The 16230-nt window shown below is 72.0% G+C and carries 16 protein-coding genes; 10 read left to right on the top strand and 6 right to left on the bottom strand.

What is annotated here, in order from left to right; genetic code table 11:
• Nucleotides 1–9 precede the first annotated feature (9 nt).
• The gene (locus AC069R_RS08760; protein ID WP_478765751.1) at nt 10–1470 is read left to right on the top strand and encodes an aminopeptidase P family protein; all 1461 of its coding nucleotides are present in this window, start codon (nt 10–12) and stop codon (nt 1468–1470) included.
• 84 nt (nt 1471–1554) lie between these two features.
• On the opposite strand, the gene AC069R_RS08765 is transcribed toward AC069R_RS08760, so the two are convergent.
• Nucleotides 1555–1992 carry an ATP-binding protein gene (locus AC069R_RS08765; RefSeq protein WP_478765753.1) on the bottom strand — a complete coding sequence of 146 codons (438 nt, stop codon included), beginning with the start codon at nt 1990–1992 and terminating at the stop codon, nt 1555–1557.
• Nucleotides 1993–2205: 213 nt separating this feature from the next.
• Between AC069R_RS08765 and AC069R_RS08770 the strand changes: the two genes are divergently transcribed.
• From AC069R_RS08770 to AC069R_RS08810, 9 genes are all read left to right on the top strand, one after another.
• Nucleotides 2206–3063 carry a hypothetical protein gene (locus AC069R_RS08770; RefSeq protein WP_478765755.1) on the top strand — a complete coding sequence of 286 codons (858 nt, stop codon included), beginning with the start codon at nt 2206–2208 and terminating at the stop codon, nt 3061–3063.
• Between the two features lie 127 nt (nt 3064–3190).
• Complete coding sequence (locus AC069R_RS08775) at nt 3191–3961, top strand: YcnI family copper-binding membrane protein (protein WP_478765757.1); 771 nt, start codon at nt 3191–3193, stop codon at nt 3959–3961.
• Between the two features lie 96 nt (nt 3962–4057).
• Nucleotides 4058–4717, top strand: a complete 660-nt coding sequence (locus AC069R_RS08780) for an SCO family protein (RefSeq protein ID WP_478765758.1) — start codon at nt 4058–4060, stop codon at nt 4715–4717.
• Complete coding sequence (locus tag AC069R_RS08785; protein ID WP_478765760.1) at nt 4714–5172, top strand: copper chaperone PCu(A)C; 459 nt, start codon at nt 4714–4716, stop codon at nt 5170–5172. The genes AC069R_RS08780 and AC069R_RS08785 overlap by 4 nt, the downstream gene beginning before the upstream one ends.
• 14 nt (nt 5173–5186) lie before the next feature.
• Nucleotides 5187–7307, top strand: a complete 2121-nt coding sequence (locus AC069R_RS08790) for a copper resistance CopC/CopD family protein (RefSeq protein WP_478765762.1) — start codon at nt 5187–5189, stop codon at nt 7305–7307.
• Between the two features lie 8 nt (nt 7308–7315).
• Nucleotides 7316–8590: an iron uptake transporter deferrochelatase/peroxidase subunit gene (efeB, locus tag AC069R_RS08795; protein WP_478765764.1), complete on the top strand. Its 1275-nt coding sequence runs from the start codon at nt 7316–7318 to the stop codon at nt 8588–8590.
• Between the two features lie 132 nt (nt 8591–8722).
• Nucleotides 8723–9655 carry a prephenate dehydratase gene (pheA, locus tag AC069R_RS08800; RefSeq protein WP_478765766.1) on the top strand — a complete coding sequence of 311 codons (933 nt, stop codon included), beginning with the start codon at nt 8723–8725 and terminating at the stop codon, nt 9653–9655.
• A gap of 507 nt (nt 9656–10162) precedes the next feature.
• Nucleotides 10163–11491 carry a serine--tRNA ligase gene (gene serS / locus AC069R_RS08805; protein WP_478765768.1) on the top strand — a complete coding sequence of 443 codons (1329 nt, stop codon included), beginning with the start codon at nt 10163–10165 and terminating at the stop codon, nt 11489–11491.
• Nucleotides 11488–12285 (top strand): HAD family hydrolase, encoded by a 798-nt coding sequence (locus tag AC069R_RS08810; protein ID WP_478765770.1) that lies wholly within the window; start codon nt 11488–11490, stop codon nt 12283–12285. Before serS ends, AC069R_RS08810 begins: the two co-directional genes overlap by 4 nt.
• Before the next feature lie 72 nt (nt 12286–12357).
• Here AC069R_RS08810 and AC069R_RS08815 read toward each other — a convergent pair whose 3' ends face one another.
• The 5 genes from AC069R_RS08815 to AC069R_RS08835 all read right to left on the bottom strand — a co-directional run bounded on the left by AC069R_RS08815 (nt 12358) and on the right by AC069R_RS08835 (nt 16207).
• Complete coding sequence (locus tag AC069R_RS08815; protein WP_478765772.1) at nt 12358–12597, bottom strand: SGM_3592 family protein; 240 nt, start codon at nt 12595–12597, stop codon at nt 12358–12360.
• 90 nt (nt 12598–12687) lie between these two features.
• Nucleotides 12688–13407, bottom strand: coding sequence for an ABC transporter permease subunit (locus tag AC069R_RS08820; RefSeq protein ID WP_478765774.1), 720 nt, complete (start codon nt 13405–13407; stop codon nt 12688–12690).
• Between the two features lie 10 nt (nt 13408–13417).
• A complete protein-coding gene (locus AC069R_RS08825) occupies nt 13418–14329 on the bottom strand; it encodes an ABC transporter ATP-binding protein (protein WP_397985103.1) in 912 nt (303 codons plus the stop codon).
• Nucleotides 14326–15234, bottom strand: coding sequence for an ABC transporter permease (locus AC069R_RS08830; protein WP_478765777.1), 909 nt, complete (start codon nt 15232–15234; stop codon nt 14326–14328). Before AC069R_RS08830 ends, AC069R_RS08825 begins: the two co-directional genes overlap by 4 nt.
• Nucleotides 15224–16207 (bottom strand): ABC transporter ATP-binding protein, encoded by a 984-nt coding sequence (locus AC069R_RS08835; protein ID WP_478766137.1) that lies wholly within the window; start codon nt 16205–16207, stop codon nt 15224–15226. The genes AC069R_RS08830 and AC069R_RS08835 overlap by 11 nt, the downstream gene beginning before the upstream one ends.
• Nucleotides 16208–16230: the final 23 nt, after the last annotated feature.

Below are 16230 nucleotides of genomic sequence, written 5' to 3' on the forward strand. Positions count from 1 at the left end.
GAGGAACACGTGGCCGACGAACTCATTCCGGCGACCCCGGAAGCCGAGTCCGAGGAGCCCATCAAGCAGCGGAAGAACGGCCTGTACCCAGGTGTCTCCGACGAGCTGGCCGAGAACATGCAGTCCGGCTGGGCCGACACCGAGCTGCGTGACCTGAAGCCCATCGAGCAGGCCGCCGAGACCGCGCGCCGCCGCGCCGCGCTCTCCGCGCGCTTCCCGGGCGAGCGCCTGGTGATCCCGGCGGGCAACCTGAAGACCCGCTCGAACGACACGGAGTACGCCTTCCGCTCCTCCGTCGAGTACGCGTACCTCACCGGCAACCAGACCGAGGACGGCGTCCTCGTGCTGGAGCCCGCGGACGAGGGCCACCAGGCGACGATCTACCTGCTGCCCCGCTCCAACCGCGCGAACGGCGAGTTCTGGCTCGACGGCCAGGGCGAGCTGTGGGTCGGCCGCCGCCACTCCCTCACCGAGTCCGAGGCGCTGTACGGCATCCCCGCCGCCGATGTGCGCGAGCTGGCCGGCAAACTGCGCGAGGCCACCGGCCCGGTGCGCGTGGTGCGCGGCTACGACGCCGGCATCGAGGCGGCCCTGACCGACAAGGTCACCGCCGAGCGCGACGAGGAGCTGCGCGTCTTCCTCTCCGAGATGCGGCTGGTCAAGGACGACTTCGAGATCCGCGAGCTGCAGAAGGCCGTCGACTCCACGGTGCGCGGCTTCGAGGACGTGGTGAAGGTCCTCGACAAGGCCGAGGCCACCAGCGAGCGCTACATCGAGGGCACCTTCTTCCTGCGCGCCCGCGTCGAGGGCAACGACATCGGCTACGGCTCGATCTGCGCCGCCGGACCGCACGCCTGCACCCTGCACTGGGTCCGCAACGACGGCCCGGTCCGCTCCGGCGACCTGCTGCTGCTCGACGCCGGTGTTGAGACGCACACCCTCTACACCGCCGACGTCACGCGCACGCTGCCCGTCAACGGCACGTACAGCGAACTCCAGAAGAAGGTGTACGACGCGGTGTACGAGGCCCAGGAGGCCGGCATCGCGGCGGTGAAGCCGGGCGCCAAGTACCGCGACTTCCACGACGCGGCCCAGCGGGTGCTGGCCGAGAAGCTGGTCGAGTGGGGCCTGGTCGAGGGCCCGGTCGAGCGCGTCCTGGAGCTGGGATTGCAGCGCCGCTGGACCCTGCACGGCACCGGTCACATGCTCGGCATGGACGTCCACGACTGCGCGGTGGCGCGCACCGAGACGTACGTGGACGGCGTGCTGGAGCCGGGCATGGTGCTCACCGTCGAGCCCGGCCTGTACTTCCAGGCCGACGACCTCACCGTGCCCGAGGAGTACCGGGGCATCGGCGTCCGGATCGAGGACGACATCCTGGTGACCGAGGACGGCAACCGGAACCTCTCGGCCGCCCTGCCGCGACGCTCCGCGGACGTCGAGGCGTGGATGGCCGCGCTGAAGGGCTGACCTTCGCCGTCGGACGGCCGGGCACCGCGGGGTGCCCGGCCGTCGCCGTCCGCGGGTCCGGCGTGCGCGCCGTGCCCCTTCGGGTCACACCGCCAGCAGCGGAGCGTCGTCGCGCCACTTGAGGATCTTGTCGAAGCTGACCACCGTGCCGCGGCGGCCGGGCTTGGGGCCGATGTGGACGTGGTCGGCGAGTTCCCGGATCAGACACAGGCCGCGGCCGTGCTCGGCGTCGGGGCGGGCGGGGCGCAGTTCGCGGGTGTGCTGGAAGCCGGGGCCGGAGTCGGCCACCTCGATCCGGCACTTCTCCCCGTCGAGGTACGCGGTCACCCGGTACACCGACGGGGTGCCGTCGCCGCCGCCGTGCTCGACGGCGTTCGCGCACGCCTCGCTGAGGGCGACGGAGAGGTCGTAGGAGATCTCCGGGTCCACCCCGGCCGTCTCCATGGTGCCGATCAGGAGCCGCCGCGCGAGCGGCACGCTCGCGGCCTCGCGCCGCAGATGGAGTGACCACCAGATGCTCATGCTCCAGCCTCCAGGCCGCGGCTCGACATACCGATACCTATTGCCGCCCATAGATGGCCGTAAGCACCCCGTTGACGTGACTGCGCCCATACAGCCGATGCGTCCTGGGAGATATCGGTGTATGTCGGGACGTACCCCTCGGGCCGGCCGGGGGAGGTGTTGACCGGACCTGGCGTAGGGCGGCGCGGAGCGCGGTGCGATGATGAGGCCGCCATGTCTGCCCTTCACGCGCGCACGGCGCGTCCCGGAGCCGGGCTCCGGATGCTGCGGGCCGCGGTCTTCGCCGCGGTCTGCGTCGTGCTGGCCGCGGCCGGGCACGCCCTGGCCTCCTGCGCGAGCGTGCCGCTGTGGACGCTCGGCGCGGGCTTCCTCGGCTCCCTGCTGCTCGTGGTCCCGCTCGCCGGGCGGGCCCGCTCGCTGCCGGGCATCGCCGCGTTCCTCGCCCTCGGCCAGACCGCGCTGCACACGCTGTTCGGACTGGGCCAGCACGGAACGGGCATGGCCATGGGCGGCATGCCGATGGGACAGAGCGCTCCGGGCGGGACCGCGCTCGGCGACGCCGCGCTGGTCGAACAGGCCTCCCGGCTGCTGTGCGGGGCGAACGCCGCCGCGCTCTCCCCCGGCCACGCCTTCCACCTGCTGCTCGCCGCCCGCCTCATCGACCCCTCGGGCCGCCCTGTGGCCGAGGCCCCCGTGCCCCTGCCGCACACGGCCGCTGCCACCGGCGCCTGGGCGGCGCTGCTGCCCTCGCTGCCGATGCTGCTCGGGCACCTGCTCGCGGCCGTCGCCGTCGGCTGGCTGCTGCGCCGCGGCGACCTGGCCGTGCTGCGGCTGCTCGAACTGTCGGCGCACTCGGCCCACGAAGTCGCCGAGGCGGCGCTCGTACGATCCCTGCGCGCGGCGCTCGCCCTGGTGGGCGCCCTGTGCGCCGGGCTGCTGACCGCGGCCGAGCCCGCGCCGCGCGCCCGGCGGGGCGACCGGGACGAGCGGCCCGCCCCCGCCACCCTCGCACTCCAGCACTCGGTGATCCGGCGCGGTCCGCCCGCCGCCGCACTGCGACTCGCCGCCTGACGCGACGCGCCCGCCCCATGCCCTGAGACAGCTCCGGGTTCCGAGGAGGCGGCCGCCGTCGCGCGGCCCGCGCGCGCCCGCGCGCCTTTCTTCCTCACCGGAACTCTCACCATGGAGTGCTCCTGCCATGCAGGTTTCCCAGCTCGTTCCCAGCGTCGCCGCCGGCCGTAACGCCACCCGCCGCACGGCCGCCCGCCTCGCCGCCGGTGCCGCCGTCGCCGGCACCGTGGTGCTCGCCCTGTCCGCCCCCGCCTTCGCGCATGTGACCGTGCAGCCCGAGGGCGCCGCGGCCAAGGGCGGCTACGCGGTCGTCGACTTCAAGGTCCCCAACGAGCGTGACAACGCCTCGACCACCAAGGTCGAGGTGAACCTCCCCGCCGACCATCCGCTGGCCTCCGTCATGGCCCAGCCCATTCCGGGCTGGCGCGTGCAGCTCACCAAGTCCAAGCTCGCCAAGCCGCTGAGCGTGCACGGCGAGAAGATCGACCAGGCCGTCACCAAGGTCACCTGGACCGCCGACGGCAAGGGCATCGAGCCCGGCTACTTCCAGAAGTTCCCGCTCTCCGTCGGCGCCCTGCCCGACGACACCGACCAGCTCGTGTTCAAGGCGCTCCAGACGTATTCCGACAACGAAGTGGTGCGCTGGATCGAGGTGCCGCAGGCGGGCCAGGACGAGCCGCAGAACCCGGCCCCGGTGCTCCAGCTGACCGCCGCGGCCGACGAGCACGGCACGGCGGCCGCCCAGAACGCCTCCGACGACACGAAGGAGAACACCGCCGCCCCGGACTCCGGCGGTGGCAGTGACACCACCGCACGGGTGCTCGGCGTCGCCGGGATCGTCGTCGGCGCCGCGGGCGTGGCCTACGGCGTCCTCGCCGGGCGCCGCCGCACCGCCTAGCCCCACCGTTCCGCAGCGCGCGCCGGGGCCGTGCCAGGCTTGGCCCCCGTACGACCCCGGCGCGCGCCGGAGTTCTCACATCTGGGACATTTCTCTATGCGCAAGAAGACGTTCGCCGCGGCCGCGCTGCTCGCCGCCGCCACCCTGACCCTCTCCGCCTGCGGCAGCCAGGACACCGCCGGCGGCCAGTCGCCCGTCTCCTCGGTCTCCCAGGAATCCGGGCAGAACGGCCCCGCCATCGTGTTCGACCAGCCCTGGGCCAAGCCCGACCTGGTCCTCACCGACACCCACGGCAAGAAGTACGACCTCCGCAAGGAGACCCAGGGCCACCCGACCCTGCTCTACTTCGGCTACACGCACTGTCCCGACATCTGCCCGACGACGATGAGCAACATCGCCGTCGCCGCCCAGAAGTCGCTGACGCCGGCCCAGCGCGACGACCTGCGGGTCGTGTTCGTGACCACCGACCCCGGCCGCGACACCCCGGCCGCGCTCCGCAGCTGGCTCAAGGGCATCGACCCGCGGTTCATCGGCCTCACCGGTGACTTCAAGTCCGTCCAGGCCGCCGCCCGCTCCCTCGGCATCTCCGTCGAGCCGACGACGAAGAAGGACGGCAAGCTCGTCTCCGTGCACGGCACCCAGGTGATGGCCTTCTCGCCGAAGACCGACGGCGGGTACGTCATGATCAACGACAGTGCCACGGTCGACGACTACATCAAGGACCTGCCCAAGCTCGTCAAGGGAGCCAAGCCGTGAACCGCCGACCCCTCGTCCTGGCCACGGCACTCGCGGGCGCGCTGGCCCTCGCGGGCTGCTCGGGCTCCTCGGACACCACCAAGGCCGAACTCTCGGTCAGCGGCAGCTACATGCCGCAGCCCGTCTCCGCCGACATGGCCGCAGGCTTCCTGACGATCACCAACAAGGGCGGCACGAAGGACGAGCTGACCAAGGTGACCAGCGACGCGGCCGGCCAGGTCACCATGCACAGCACCATGGGCGGCGAGATGCGCGAGCGGTCCTCCTTCGCCATACCCGCCCACGGCCGGCTCGTCTTCAAGAGCGGTGGCAACCACCTGATGTTCGAGCAGCTCCGGCACCGGCCGAAGCAGGGCCAGACGGTCACCCTGAAGCTCACCTTCGCCAAGAGCGGTCCCGTCACCGTCACGATGCCGGTGAAGTCCGCCACGTACCACCCGCCGACCGGCAACTGAGGGAAGGGACCACCGTGACCCGGACCATCACCCCCCGCCCGCGGACCCTGGTGCTGCTGTTCCTCGCCGCCCTGGCCGCACTGCTCGCGGGCGCCGCACCGGCCTCCGCGCACGCGGCGCTGACCGGCAGCGACCCCGCACAGGGGGTGGTGGTCCAGCAGCCGCCCGCCCGCGTCTCGCTCACCTTCTCCGAGAAGGTCGCGATGAACGGCGACTCGCTGCGCGTCCTCGACCCCCGAGGCAAGCCCGTCCAGACCGGCGCCCCCGCGAACGTGCGCGGGACCACGTACGCCGTGCGGCTCAAGGGCGGCCTCGGCAAGGGCACGTACACGGTCACCTACGAGGTCGTGTCCGCCGACAGCCATCCGGTGGCCGGCGCCTACACCTTCTCCATCGGGGCACCCTCGCGGACCGTGGTCTCCGGCACCGGTCCGGCCGTCGGCGGCGGGGTCGTCGGCGCCCTCTACCAGGTCGGGCGGTACGTGTCGTACGCCGGTTACATCGTGCTCGTGGGCGGCGCCGCCTTCGTGCTCCTGTGCTGGCGGCGCGGCGCGGGCGTACGGGCGCTGCAACGGCTGGTCGTCGGCGGCTGGCTGGCACTGACCGCGGCCACCCTGTGGCTGCTGCTCCTGCGCGGCTCGTACACCACCTCCGGGAAGGTCGCCGACGTCTTCGACCTCGGCCTGCTCGGTCAGGTGCTGGAGACCAAGCCGGGGGCCGCGCTGGTCTCCCGGCTGCTGCTGCTCGCCGCCGCCGCGCTGTTCATCGCTGTCCTGTTCGGTTCGTACCAGCGGCGCGAGGAAAGCGCGGAGAAGCGGGACCTGGCCTTCGGGCTGGGGATCGGGGGCGTGGTCGTCGCGGCCGGGCTCGCGACCAGCTGGGCGGTGTCGGAGCACGCCTCGGTCGGACTCCAGCCGGGTATCGCCATGCCGGTCGACGTCGTCCATCTGCTCGCCGTCGCCGCCTGGCTCGGCGGGCTCACCGCGCTGCTGGTCGCGCTGTACCGGGCGCCCGCCGAGACCCCGGTCGAGGCCGCCGCGGTACGCCGCTTCTCCCGGCTGGCCTTCGGCTCCGTGGTGGCCCTCGTCGCCACCGGCGTCTACCAGTCCTGGCGCCAGCTCGGCTCCTGGTCCGCCTTCACCGACACCCGGTACGGACAGCTGCTGCTGGCCAAGATCGCCCTGGTGGCGGTCATGGTGGGCATCGCGTCGGTTTCCCGTCGCTGGACCGGACGGCTCGCGGATCAGGGCGCTGAGGGTGAACGCGCTGTGGAGGAAGAGCGAGCAGCGGAAGGGGAGCAGGCTGCGGGCGAGGCGGGATCCGAGAAGGAGTCCGTGACCGCGGCGAAGGCGACCGCCGGCCAGGACACAGGGGCGGCGGACGCGGAAACGGCACGCACCGGAACGGCGGACGCGCACGCGAGGACGGCGGACACGGGGACGACGGACACGGGGACGACGGACACGGGGACGACGGACACGGGCGCGGCGGATCCGGCCGGGCAGGGCCCCGCCACTGCTGACGCGGCCGGACCCGACCGCGCTCCCGAAACCCCCGGCGACTCCCGTCGCGCCGCCCAGCTCGCCCGGCAGCGGGCCGCGGTGGAGGCCGCCCGGCGCAAGCGGCTGCGGGACGGTGACGCGGGGCGCTTCGGGCTGCGCCGCTCGGTGCTCGCCGAGGCCGCCGTCGCGGTCGTCCTGCTCGCCGTCACCACCGCGCTGACGCAGACCGAGCCGGGCCGCACCGAGCAGGAGGCCAGGGCCGCCACCGGCACCGTCACGGCGCCCACGAACGGCAGCCTGTCCCTGAGCCTGCCCTTCGACACGGGCGGTACGAACGGCAAGGGCGTGGTCGCCCTCGACATCGACCCCGCCCACGCGGGCGCCAACTCGCTGCACCTGTTCGTCCGCAAGCCCGGCGGCCAGCTTTTCGACGTCCCCGAGGTGACGATCGCCCTCACCCTGGAGGCGAAGAAGATCGGCCCGCTCTCCGTGACCCCCGAACACATCACCACCGGCCACTGGTCGGCGGACGGGGTGCAGATCCCGATGGCCGGCGACTGGAAGGTCGCCGTCACCGTCCGCACCTCCGACATCGACGAAGTGACCGTCTCCAAGAACGCGCAGATCGGCTGAACCAGACCATGACCGACCAGTCCACCCAGCAGGCCCGCAGCCCCGAGGCCCCGGCGCATGAGGCCCGTTCCGGGGGCGTCTCCCGGCGCGCCCTGCTCGGTACCGCGGGCGCCACCGGGCTGGTGCTCGGCGCGGCGGGCGGGGCCGTCGGCTATGCCGCCGCACCCGCCCCGGCCACCCCGCTCACCTCGGTGGGCACCGACCGCGCGATGTTTCACGTGAAACACCAGCCCGGCATCACCGAGGGCCTCCAGGCGTGTGGTCATCTCATCGCCTTCGACCTGGCGGCGGGCGCGGGCCGCAAGGAGGCGGCGGCCCTGCTGCGCCGCTGGTCGGCGACGGCCGAGCGGCTGATGGCGGGCGAGCCGGCCCCGCACGGCGACACCGATGTGGCGCGGGACGCGGGACCCTCCTCGCTGACGGTCACCTTCGGCTTCGGGCACAGCTTCTTCGCCCGCACCGGGCTGGAGAAGCAGCGGCCCACCGCCCTCGATCCGCTGCCCGCCTTCTCCTCCGACCACCTCGACAAGGCGCGCAGCGACGGCGATCTGTGGGTGCAGATCGGCGCGAACGACGCCCTGGTCGCCTTCCACGCCCTGCGCGCGATCCAGAAGGACGCCGGGGCGACCGCGCGGGTGCGCTGGCAGATGAACGGCTTCAACCGCACGCCCGGCGCCACCGCCCGCCCGATGACCGCCCGCAACCTCATGGGCCAGATCGACGGCACGGGCAACCCGAAGCCGACGGACGCCGCCTTCGACAAGCAGATCTTCGTGCCCGCCTCGGGCGAGCCCGCGTGGATGGCGAACGGCTCCTACGCCGTCGTACGCCGGATCCGCATGCTGCTGGACGACTGGGAGAAGCTGTCCGTCTCCGCCCAGGAGCAGGTCATCGGGCGCCGCAAGTCGGACGGGGCGCCGCTGACCGGGGGGCACGAGTCGTCCCCGATGGAGCTGGAGAAGACCGACGCCAAGGGCGACTACGTGATCGCACTCAACGCGCACGCGCGGATCACCCGGCCGGACCAGAACGGCGGGGCGGCGATGCTGCGGCGCCCGTTCTCGTACCACGACGGCATCGACGCGGACGGGGTGCCGGACGCCGGGCTGCTCTTCGTGTGCTGGCAGGCGGACCCGCTGCTCGGCTTCGTGCCGGTGCAGCGCAAGCTCGACCGGGGCGACGCCCTGTCGCGGTTCATCCGGCACGAGGCGAGCGCGCTGTTCGCGGTGCCGGGCGGGGCGGCCAGGGGCGAGTACGTGGGCCAGCGGCTGCTGGAGGGCTGAGCCGGGCCCTGGCCGATGCCCTTAGCCTGCATTCCACCGGCTCTGCCGATTTTCCGCTTCCAAACCACCCGGTCGAGTGGTCATCTTGAGACACCTGAGCTACGACGGCTCGCGGCCATTAGGGTGAGGACCATGCCAGCGAGCTATGCGTATCTCGGCCCCGAGGGCACCTTCACCGAGGTGGCCCTGCGGACCCTGCCGGAGGCGGCCACCCGTGAGCTGACCCCGTACGTGTCGGTGCAGTCCGCCCTCGACGCGGTGCGGGCCGGCGAGGCCGAGGCCGCGTTCGTGCCGATCGAGAACTCGGTCGAGGGCGGCATCACCGCCACCCTGGACGGGCTGGTCGCGGGCGAGCCGCTGACGATCTACCGCGAGGTGCTGCTCTCCATCACCTTCGCGCTGCTGGTCCGGCCGGGCACCCGGCTCGCCGACATCAAGACGGTCTCCGCCCACCCCGCGGCCCAGCCGCAGGTGCGCAACTGGCTGAAGGCCAACCTCCCCGACGCCGTCTGGGAGTCGGCCGCCTCGAACGCGGACGCGGCGAGGCTGGTCCAGGAGGGCCGCTACGACGCCGCCTTCGCGGGCGAGTTCGCCGCCGCCCGGTACGGCCTGGAGGCCCTGGAGACCGGGATCCACGACGCGGAGAACGCGCAGACCCGGTTCGTGCTGGTCGGCCGCCCGGCCCGGCCCGCCGCGAAGACCGGCGCCGACAAGACCTCGGTGGTGCTCTGGCAGCGCACCGACCACCCCGGCGGACTGCGCGACCTGCTCGGCGAGTTCGCCTCGCGCGGCATCAACCTGATGCTGCTCCAGTCCCGGCCGACCGGCGAGGGCATCGGCAACTACTGCTTCTGCGTGGACGCCGAGGGCCATATCTCCGACCGGCGGATGGCGGAGGCGCTGATGGGCCTGAAGCGGCTCTGCCTGGAAGTGCGCTTCCTCGGCTCGTACCCGCGCGCCGACATCACGCCGGACGAGGCACGCGCCGTACGGCCGGGGACCTCGGACGAGGAGTTCATGCGGGCCGCGGACTGGGTGGCACGCTGCCAGGACGGCCGCTTCTAGTTATCCACAGGAGTTATCCACAGGCACTCTTCTCGACCTGGGGACAAGTCGACAGCGAAGCGCGACCCGGTCGACAAATCGCCCCACAGCGCGCGGACGGGGTGGCCGTCGGCCGACTCACCCTTCGTCCACCCGTTTCCTTTGGTTCATCTTTTGGGGCGACCGTTTTCCACCCGAAAGTGGGTGTCGATCCACTTTGGCCGGGGAATTCTGCAAGCCGGCCAACGGATCCGGAATGATCAATTCCCGCATCCACAGAGCTTCCCCACACCCTGTGGATAACTCTTCGGCGGGTGTGGATTTCTGTGGACAACCGGGCCGTCAAGTCCCGCTCCCCACAAGGAAATCGAGTCAACCAGGCGCCCGGCGCATGCCCCGTCCCAGGGAGTGAGACACTTTCCCTTGACACGCGCGGCAATTAGCACATAACGCGCGGTAAGCCGCAAATCGAAGCGCGCCGTAATAGTGATTCGTGAGCGGCATCCCCGCACCGGTAGCCTTGGGCCTGTGATTGACCTTCGCCTGCTCCGTGAGGACCCCGACCGTGTGCGCGCGTCGCAGCGCGCCCGTGGAGAGGACGTCGCGCTCGTCGACTCCCTCCTGTCTGCCGACGAGCGGCGCAGGTCGTCCGGCGTCCGCTTCGACGAACTGCGTGCCGAGCAGAAGCAGCTCGGCAAGCTGATCCCCAAGGCCGGCGCCGACGAGAAGGCCGAACTGCTCAAGCGCGCCGAGCAGCTCAAGGCCGACGTCAAGGCCGCCGAAGCCGAGCGCGACGCGGCCGACGCCGAGACCCAGGAGCTGCTGCTCCGGCTCGGCAACCTCGTCCACCCCGACGTGCCCGTCGGCGGCGAGGAGGACTTCGTCACCCTGGAGACGCACGGCACCATCCGCGACTTCGGTGCCGAGGGCTTCGAGCCCAGGGACCACCTGGAGCTGGGCCAGCTGCTCGGCGCGATCGACGTCGAGCGCGGCGCCAAGGTCTCCGGCTCCCGCTTCTACTTCCTCACCGGTGTCGGCGCCCTGCTGGAGCTGGCCCTGGTCAACGCGGCGATGGCCCAGGCCACCGCGGCCGGCTTCACCCCGATGCTGACCCCGGCACTGGTCCGCCCGCAGTCCATGGCCGGCACCGGCTTCCTCGGCCAGGCCGCGCAGGACGTCTACCACCTCGACAAGGACGACCTCTACCTGGTCGGCACCTCCGAGGTGGCCCTCGCGGCGTACCACATGGACGAGATCCTCGACGCCGACAAACTGCCGCTGCGCTACGCGGGCTTCTCGCCCTGCTTCCGCCGCGAGGCCGGTTCGCACGGCAAGGACACCCGCGGCATCTTCCGCGTGCACCAGTTCGACAAGGTCGAGATGTTCTCGTACGTCGACCCGGCCGACTCCCAGGCCGAGCACCAGCGCCTGCTCGCGTGGGAGAAGCAGTGGCTGTCCTCGCTGGAGCTGCCGTTCCGCGTGATCGACGTCGCCTCCGGCGACCTCGGCTCCTCGGCCGCCCGCAAGTTCGACTGCGAGGCGTGGATTCCCACGCAGGGCAAGTACCGCGAGCTGACCTCGACCTCGGACTGCACCGAGTTCCAGTCCCGCCGCCTGTCCATCCGCGTCCGCGAGAAGGCCGGCGGGAGCGAAGCGACCTCCGGCAGGGGTGGTGGTCGGGCGACGGGCGGGCAGGTCAAGCCGCTCGCCACGCTCAACGGCACGCTGTGCGCCGTACCGCGCACCATCGTCGCCATCCTGGAGAACCACCAGCTGGCCGACGGCTCCGTCCGGGTCCCCGAAGTGCTGCGCCCCTACCTGGGCGGCCGGGAGGTCCTGGAGCCGGTGGCCCGGTGAGCTTCCCCTACGGGCTGGTCGCGACCGACCTGGACGGGACGCTGCTGCGCGCGGACCAGTCGGTCTCCCAGCGCACCCGCGACGCACTCACCGCGGCCACCGCGGCGGGCGCGGCGCACGTCGTCGTCACCGGCCGGGCCGTCCCCTGGACTCGCCATGTCCTCGACGACCTCGGCTACGACGGCCTCGCCGTCTGCGGCCAGGGCGGGCAGGTCTACGACGCCGGGGCGCACCGCCTGCTGACATCCGTCACCCTGGACCGTCAGCTGGCGGGGGTGGCGCTGGCCAAGATCGAGGCGGAGGTCGGCCCGCTGCATCTCGCGGCGAGCCGGGACGGGCTGGACGGCGAGGTGCTCGTCGGACCGGGGTACGCCGTCGCGGGGCCGCTGCCCGCGGTCCCCTTCACCGACGCGTCCGACCTCTGGGCCGCACCGCTGAACAAGATCTACATACAGCATCCGACGCTGGGCGACGACGAGCTGGCGGAGGCCGCCCGGCAGGCGGCCGGCGGCTTCGTCTCGGTCGCGATGGCCGGCGCGGGCATCGTGGAGCTGCTGCCACTCGGCCTCTCCAAGGCGACGGGGCTCTCCCTGGCCGCGCGCCGCCTCGGCCTCAGGGCCGCGGACACGATCGCCTTCGGCGACATGCCGAACGACATCCCGATGTTCGGGTGGGCCGCGCGGGGCGTGGCGATGGCCAACGCGCACGAGGAACTCAAGGCGGTGGCCGACGAGGTGACGTCCTCGAACGAGGAGGACGGCATCGCCGAGGTGCTGGAAGGTCTGCTGGCGTAGCGCCTCCGGGGGTACCCGCCGTGGCCGGCTGGTCACGCGGTTCCCCGCACCCCGCTGCCGGGCGCGGGAGGATCACCGCCGCCGGCGCCGTCCCCGGCGCCGGGCCCGGCTGAAGAACCACCCCGCCGGCGGCTCGTCGGAGCGCCAGGGCTGGGGTTCCGGGGCCTCGGCGCGCCAGCGGGCGGCCAGCATCCGGGCACGGGCGGAGGGCTCGGCGGCCTCGGCGGACCGCACGAAGTCCTCGTCCAGGACCAGCCCCTCGAAGGCGTCCCCCTCGGGCGCCCCGCCACCCCCCGCTATCTCCTCCGTCATCCCCGGCCTCCTATCCCTACGTCCCGGTTTGCCCAGTGTGCCCGGCCGGAGATGAAGTCCCCGTCAAGGATCGGGGCCCCCGGAAACCCCTTACTCCTCCCCCGCCAGCTTCAGCGAGCGCAGCTTCTGGCCCGCGTACCAGGTGGCCAGCACGGTCACCACGACCAGCAGCACCACCGCCGTCGTGAGCCCGACGTCGGACGTGACCAGATCGCCTCCGGTCACCTTGTGCGCGACCGCGAGCGCCCACTGCTGCACGCTGAGCGTGCGCGCCCCCGGCACCAGGGACCCGAACAGCGCCTCCCAGACCAGGGCGTACACCAGGCCGAAGACGACCGCGTGCCGGGACACCGTGCCGAGCAGCAGGAACAGCGCGGAGTAGGCGATGGAGGCCACCAGCGCGGCCACCGTGTAGGCGACGGCGATCTGCTGGCCGTTGCCGTTGAGGATCAGCCCGGCGATCATCGTGGGCACCGCGGAGAACACCATGGTCACCGCGATGGCCACGATCAGCTTGGTGAAGATGATCGTCGGCCGCTTCAGGGGTTTGGCCAGCAGATAGACGACAGAGCCGTCATCGATCTCCGGGCCGATCGCGCCCGTGCCCGCGATGACACCGATGATCGGCACCATGGTGGCGAGCGCGAACCCGCCGAGCACGTTGGCGGCCGTCTGGTCGTCGGCACCGCTGAGGGCGCGGACGGCCACGGCGATCACGATGAGCAGCAGCGGCAGCGCGCCGAGGATGAGGGCCCGGCGACGGCCGAGCAGGGCCCGGTAGGTGAGTCGGGCGACTGTGGGGTCGTACATCTTCGGCCTCCTACGCCGCGACCAGGTACGAGAACACGGATTCCAGGGACTCGTCCGACGGCGAGACCGTGAGCAGCCGGATGCCGTGGTCCCTGGCGACCTTCGGCAGCAGAGCGGTGAAGCGGCCGAAGTCGACGGCCTGGATGCGCAGCGCGCCCTCGGTGTGGTCGACCTCGATGCCGGCGGTGGACGGGTCGGCGATCAGCGCCGCCGCCAGGGCCCGGTCGTCGCTGGAGCGCACCAGGTAACGGTGCGGGCGGTCGGTCATCAGGCGGCGGATCCTGCGGTAGTCGCCGCTGGCCGCGTGCCGTCCGGCGACGACGACCTCGATGTGCCGGGCGAGCTGCTCGACCTCCTCCAGGATGTGCGAGGAGAACAGCACGGTGCGGCCCTCGTCGCCCATCTTCCGCAGCAGGTCCATCAGCTGCATGCGCTGGCGCGGGTCCATGCCGTTGAACGGCTCGTCCAGCAGGAGCAGCGACGGGTCGTGCACCAGGGCGCTCGCCATCTTCACGCGCTGGCGCATGCCCTTGGAGTACGTGGCGATCCTGCGGTCCTGCGCGTACTCCATCTCGACGGTGGCGAGGGCCCGCTGGGCGGCCTTGTCGCCGAGGCCGTGCAGTTCCGCGTTGGCGACCACGAACTCGCGCCCGGTGAGGAAGTCGTACATCGCCTCCCGCTCGGGGACGATGCCGATGTGCCGGTAGATCCCCTCGTTGCGCCACACCGGCTGCCCGTCGAGGGTGACCGTGCCGGTGGAGGGGGCGAGGAAGCCGCCCATCATGTTGATCAGGGTGGACTTGCCGGCGCCGTTGGGGCCGAGCAGTCCGGTCACGCCGGGTCCGATGGTCATGGTGATGTCGTTGACGGCGACCACGTTGCCGAACCAGCGGGAGACATGGTCGATGCTGAGGGTCGTCACAGTCCCACCTTCTTGTAGCGGCGCACCAGGAGGCCGTAGCCGCCGGCGATCAGTGCGAGGGTGACGAGGACGTAGACGATGCCCTCTCCACTCGAAGGAGCGATGCCTCCGGGGTTTGCGGCGGTGGCGCCCAGGAAGGCGGACTGCACCCCGTCGATCAGGGTGACCGGCGAGAACAGGCCGATCCACGGGATCGCCCCGGAGTGCCCCTGGACCTCCGCGATGCCCTGGAGGGTGGAGACCGCCCCGTAGGTGATGACCAGGACGGCGATCACGGCGGCGATGCCGAAGCCGCGGCGCGGGGTGACGGCGGCGATGACCAGGCCGATGCCGGCGAACAGCAGGGAGAGCAGGGCCACGGAGACCAGTCCCTCGGCGAATTCCTTCGTCTGGTGGGCGAAGCCCAGCTTGGACAGCAGCGCCCCCACGTACATCACCAGCAGGGGAGCGGCGGTGAGGATGAAGATCGCCGAGGCCAGCGCGGCGAACTTGGCGCGCACGTAGTCGGCGGTCTCGATCGGCCGCGAGAAGTACAGCGGCACCGTCTTGAAGCGCAGGTCGCGGGAGACGGCCTGGGGCGCCTGGGAGGCGACGTACAGGCTGATGACGGCCTGGAGCATGATCGCGTACCGGGTGTAGGCGACCGGCAGTTCGTGCGCCTTGGTGGCGACCGCGACGGCGACCATGATGGCGGCGGGCACGCACATGACCGCGAACAGCAGCATGGGCAGCACCTTGGACTTCGCCGAGCGGCCGAGGCCGTAGGCGCCGCGCAGGGACTGCGAGTACAGGGAGCGGCGGGCGTAGGCGCGGCCGAGGCGCGGTCCGTCGTAGCCGCGGTAGCCGATGTCGTGGATCCGGGTCGTCTCGCCCGGAGGCGAGGTCAGGGGCTGCTCAACCGCCATGGCCGACGGCCTCCTTCCGCTGCTCGTCACCGCTGCCTTCGGCGGCGTCGGTCGTGAAAACCTCGGAGATGTGGTGCCGGCGCTGCTCCATGCGGACCAGGCCGAGTCCGAGGTCGGCGACCACGTCGCGCACCAGGTCGTACGTCTCCTCGCCCGCGGCGGTCAGCAGCAGGATGTGGCCGGCGCCGGGCAGGCCCGCGCCCTCGTGCCGGGTCTCCACCCCGCGCTCGCGCAGCGCCTCGCGGACCGCGGCGGTGCCGTCGGGGTGCGTGTCGCTGTCGGTGACCTCGATCGCGAGGGTGGTCGTGGTCTGTGTGAAGTCGGTGGTGGAGCTGGAGCGCAGCAGCTTGCCGCCGTCGATGACGACCACGTGGTCGCAGGTCCGCTCCAGCTCGCCCAGCAGGTGCGAGGTGACCAGGACGGAGATGCCGAAGTCGGAGTGGACGCGGCGGATCAGGCCGAGCATCTCGTCGCGGCCGACCGGGTCGAGACCGTTGGTCGGCTCGTCCAGGAAGACCAGTTTGGGGTCGTGCACCAGGGCCTGCGCGAGTTTCACGCGCTGCTTCATGCCGGTGGAGTAGCCGCCGATGGGGCGGTAGCGCTCCTCGTAGAGGCCGACATGGCGCAGGGTGTCCGCGGTGCGCTCGCGCGCTGCCGTGGGCGGCAGCCCCGACATGCGGGCCATGTGCACGACGAACTCGGTCGCCGAGACGTCCGGCGGCAGGCAGTCGTGCTCCGGCATGTAGCCGACCTGTTCGCGGATGGCGGCACCCTCGGTGGCGATGTCCAGGCCGAGCACGCGGGCGCTGCCCTCGGTGGCGGGGGACAGCCCCAGCAGGATTTTGATCAGGGTGGACTTGCCGGCGCCGTTGGCTCCGACGAGTCCGGTCACCCCGGAGCCGATGTCCACGGACAGCCGGTCGAGCGCGGTCACCCGTGGGAACCGCTTGCTCAGGCTTTCGGTCGCGATCACAGTCACCCGGTGAACGGTAGTGA

Source organism: Streptomyces sp. NPDC043952 (assembly GCF_056435325.1).

Bases quoted from the DNA above. Each gene is read 5' to 3' on its own strand.
- AC069R_RS08765 (WP_478765753.1), bottom strand. From the start codon at position 1,992: ATGAGCATCTGGTGGTCACTCCATCTGCGGCGCGAGGCCGCGAGCGTG.
- AC069R_RS08770 (WP_478765755.1), top strand. From the start codon at position 2,206: ATGTCTGCCCTTCACGCGCGCACGGCGCGTCCCGGAGCCGGGCTCCGG.
- AC069R_RS08775 (WP_478765757.1), top strand. From the start codon at position 3,191: ATGCAGGTTTCCCAGCTCGTTCCCAGCGTCGCCGCCGGCCGTAACGCC.
- AC069R_RS08780 (WP_478765758.1), top strand. From the start codon at position 4,058: ATGCGCAAGAAGACGTTCGCCGCGGCCGCGCTGCTCGCCGCCGCCACC.
- efeB (WP_478765764.1), top strand. From the start codon at position 7,316: ATGACCGACCAGTCCACCCAGCAGGCCCGCAGCCCCGAGGCCCCGGCG.
- pheA (WP_478765766.1), top strand. From the start codon at position 8,723: ATGCCAGCGAGCTATGCGTATCTCGGCCCCGAGGGCACCTTCACCGAG.
- AC069R_RS08815 (WP_478765772.1), bottom strand. From the start codon at position 12,597: ATGACGGAGGAGATAGCGGGGGGTGGCGGGGCGCCCGAGGGGGACGCC.
- AC069R_RS08820 (WP_478765774.1), bottom strand. From the start codon at position 13,407: ATGTACGACCCCACAGTCGCCCGACTCACCTACCGGGCCCTGCTCGGC.
- AC069R_RS08830 (WP_478765777.1), bottom strand. From the start codon at position 15,234: ATGGCGGTTGAGCAGCCCCTGACCTCGCCTCCGGGCGAGACGACCCGG.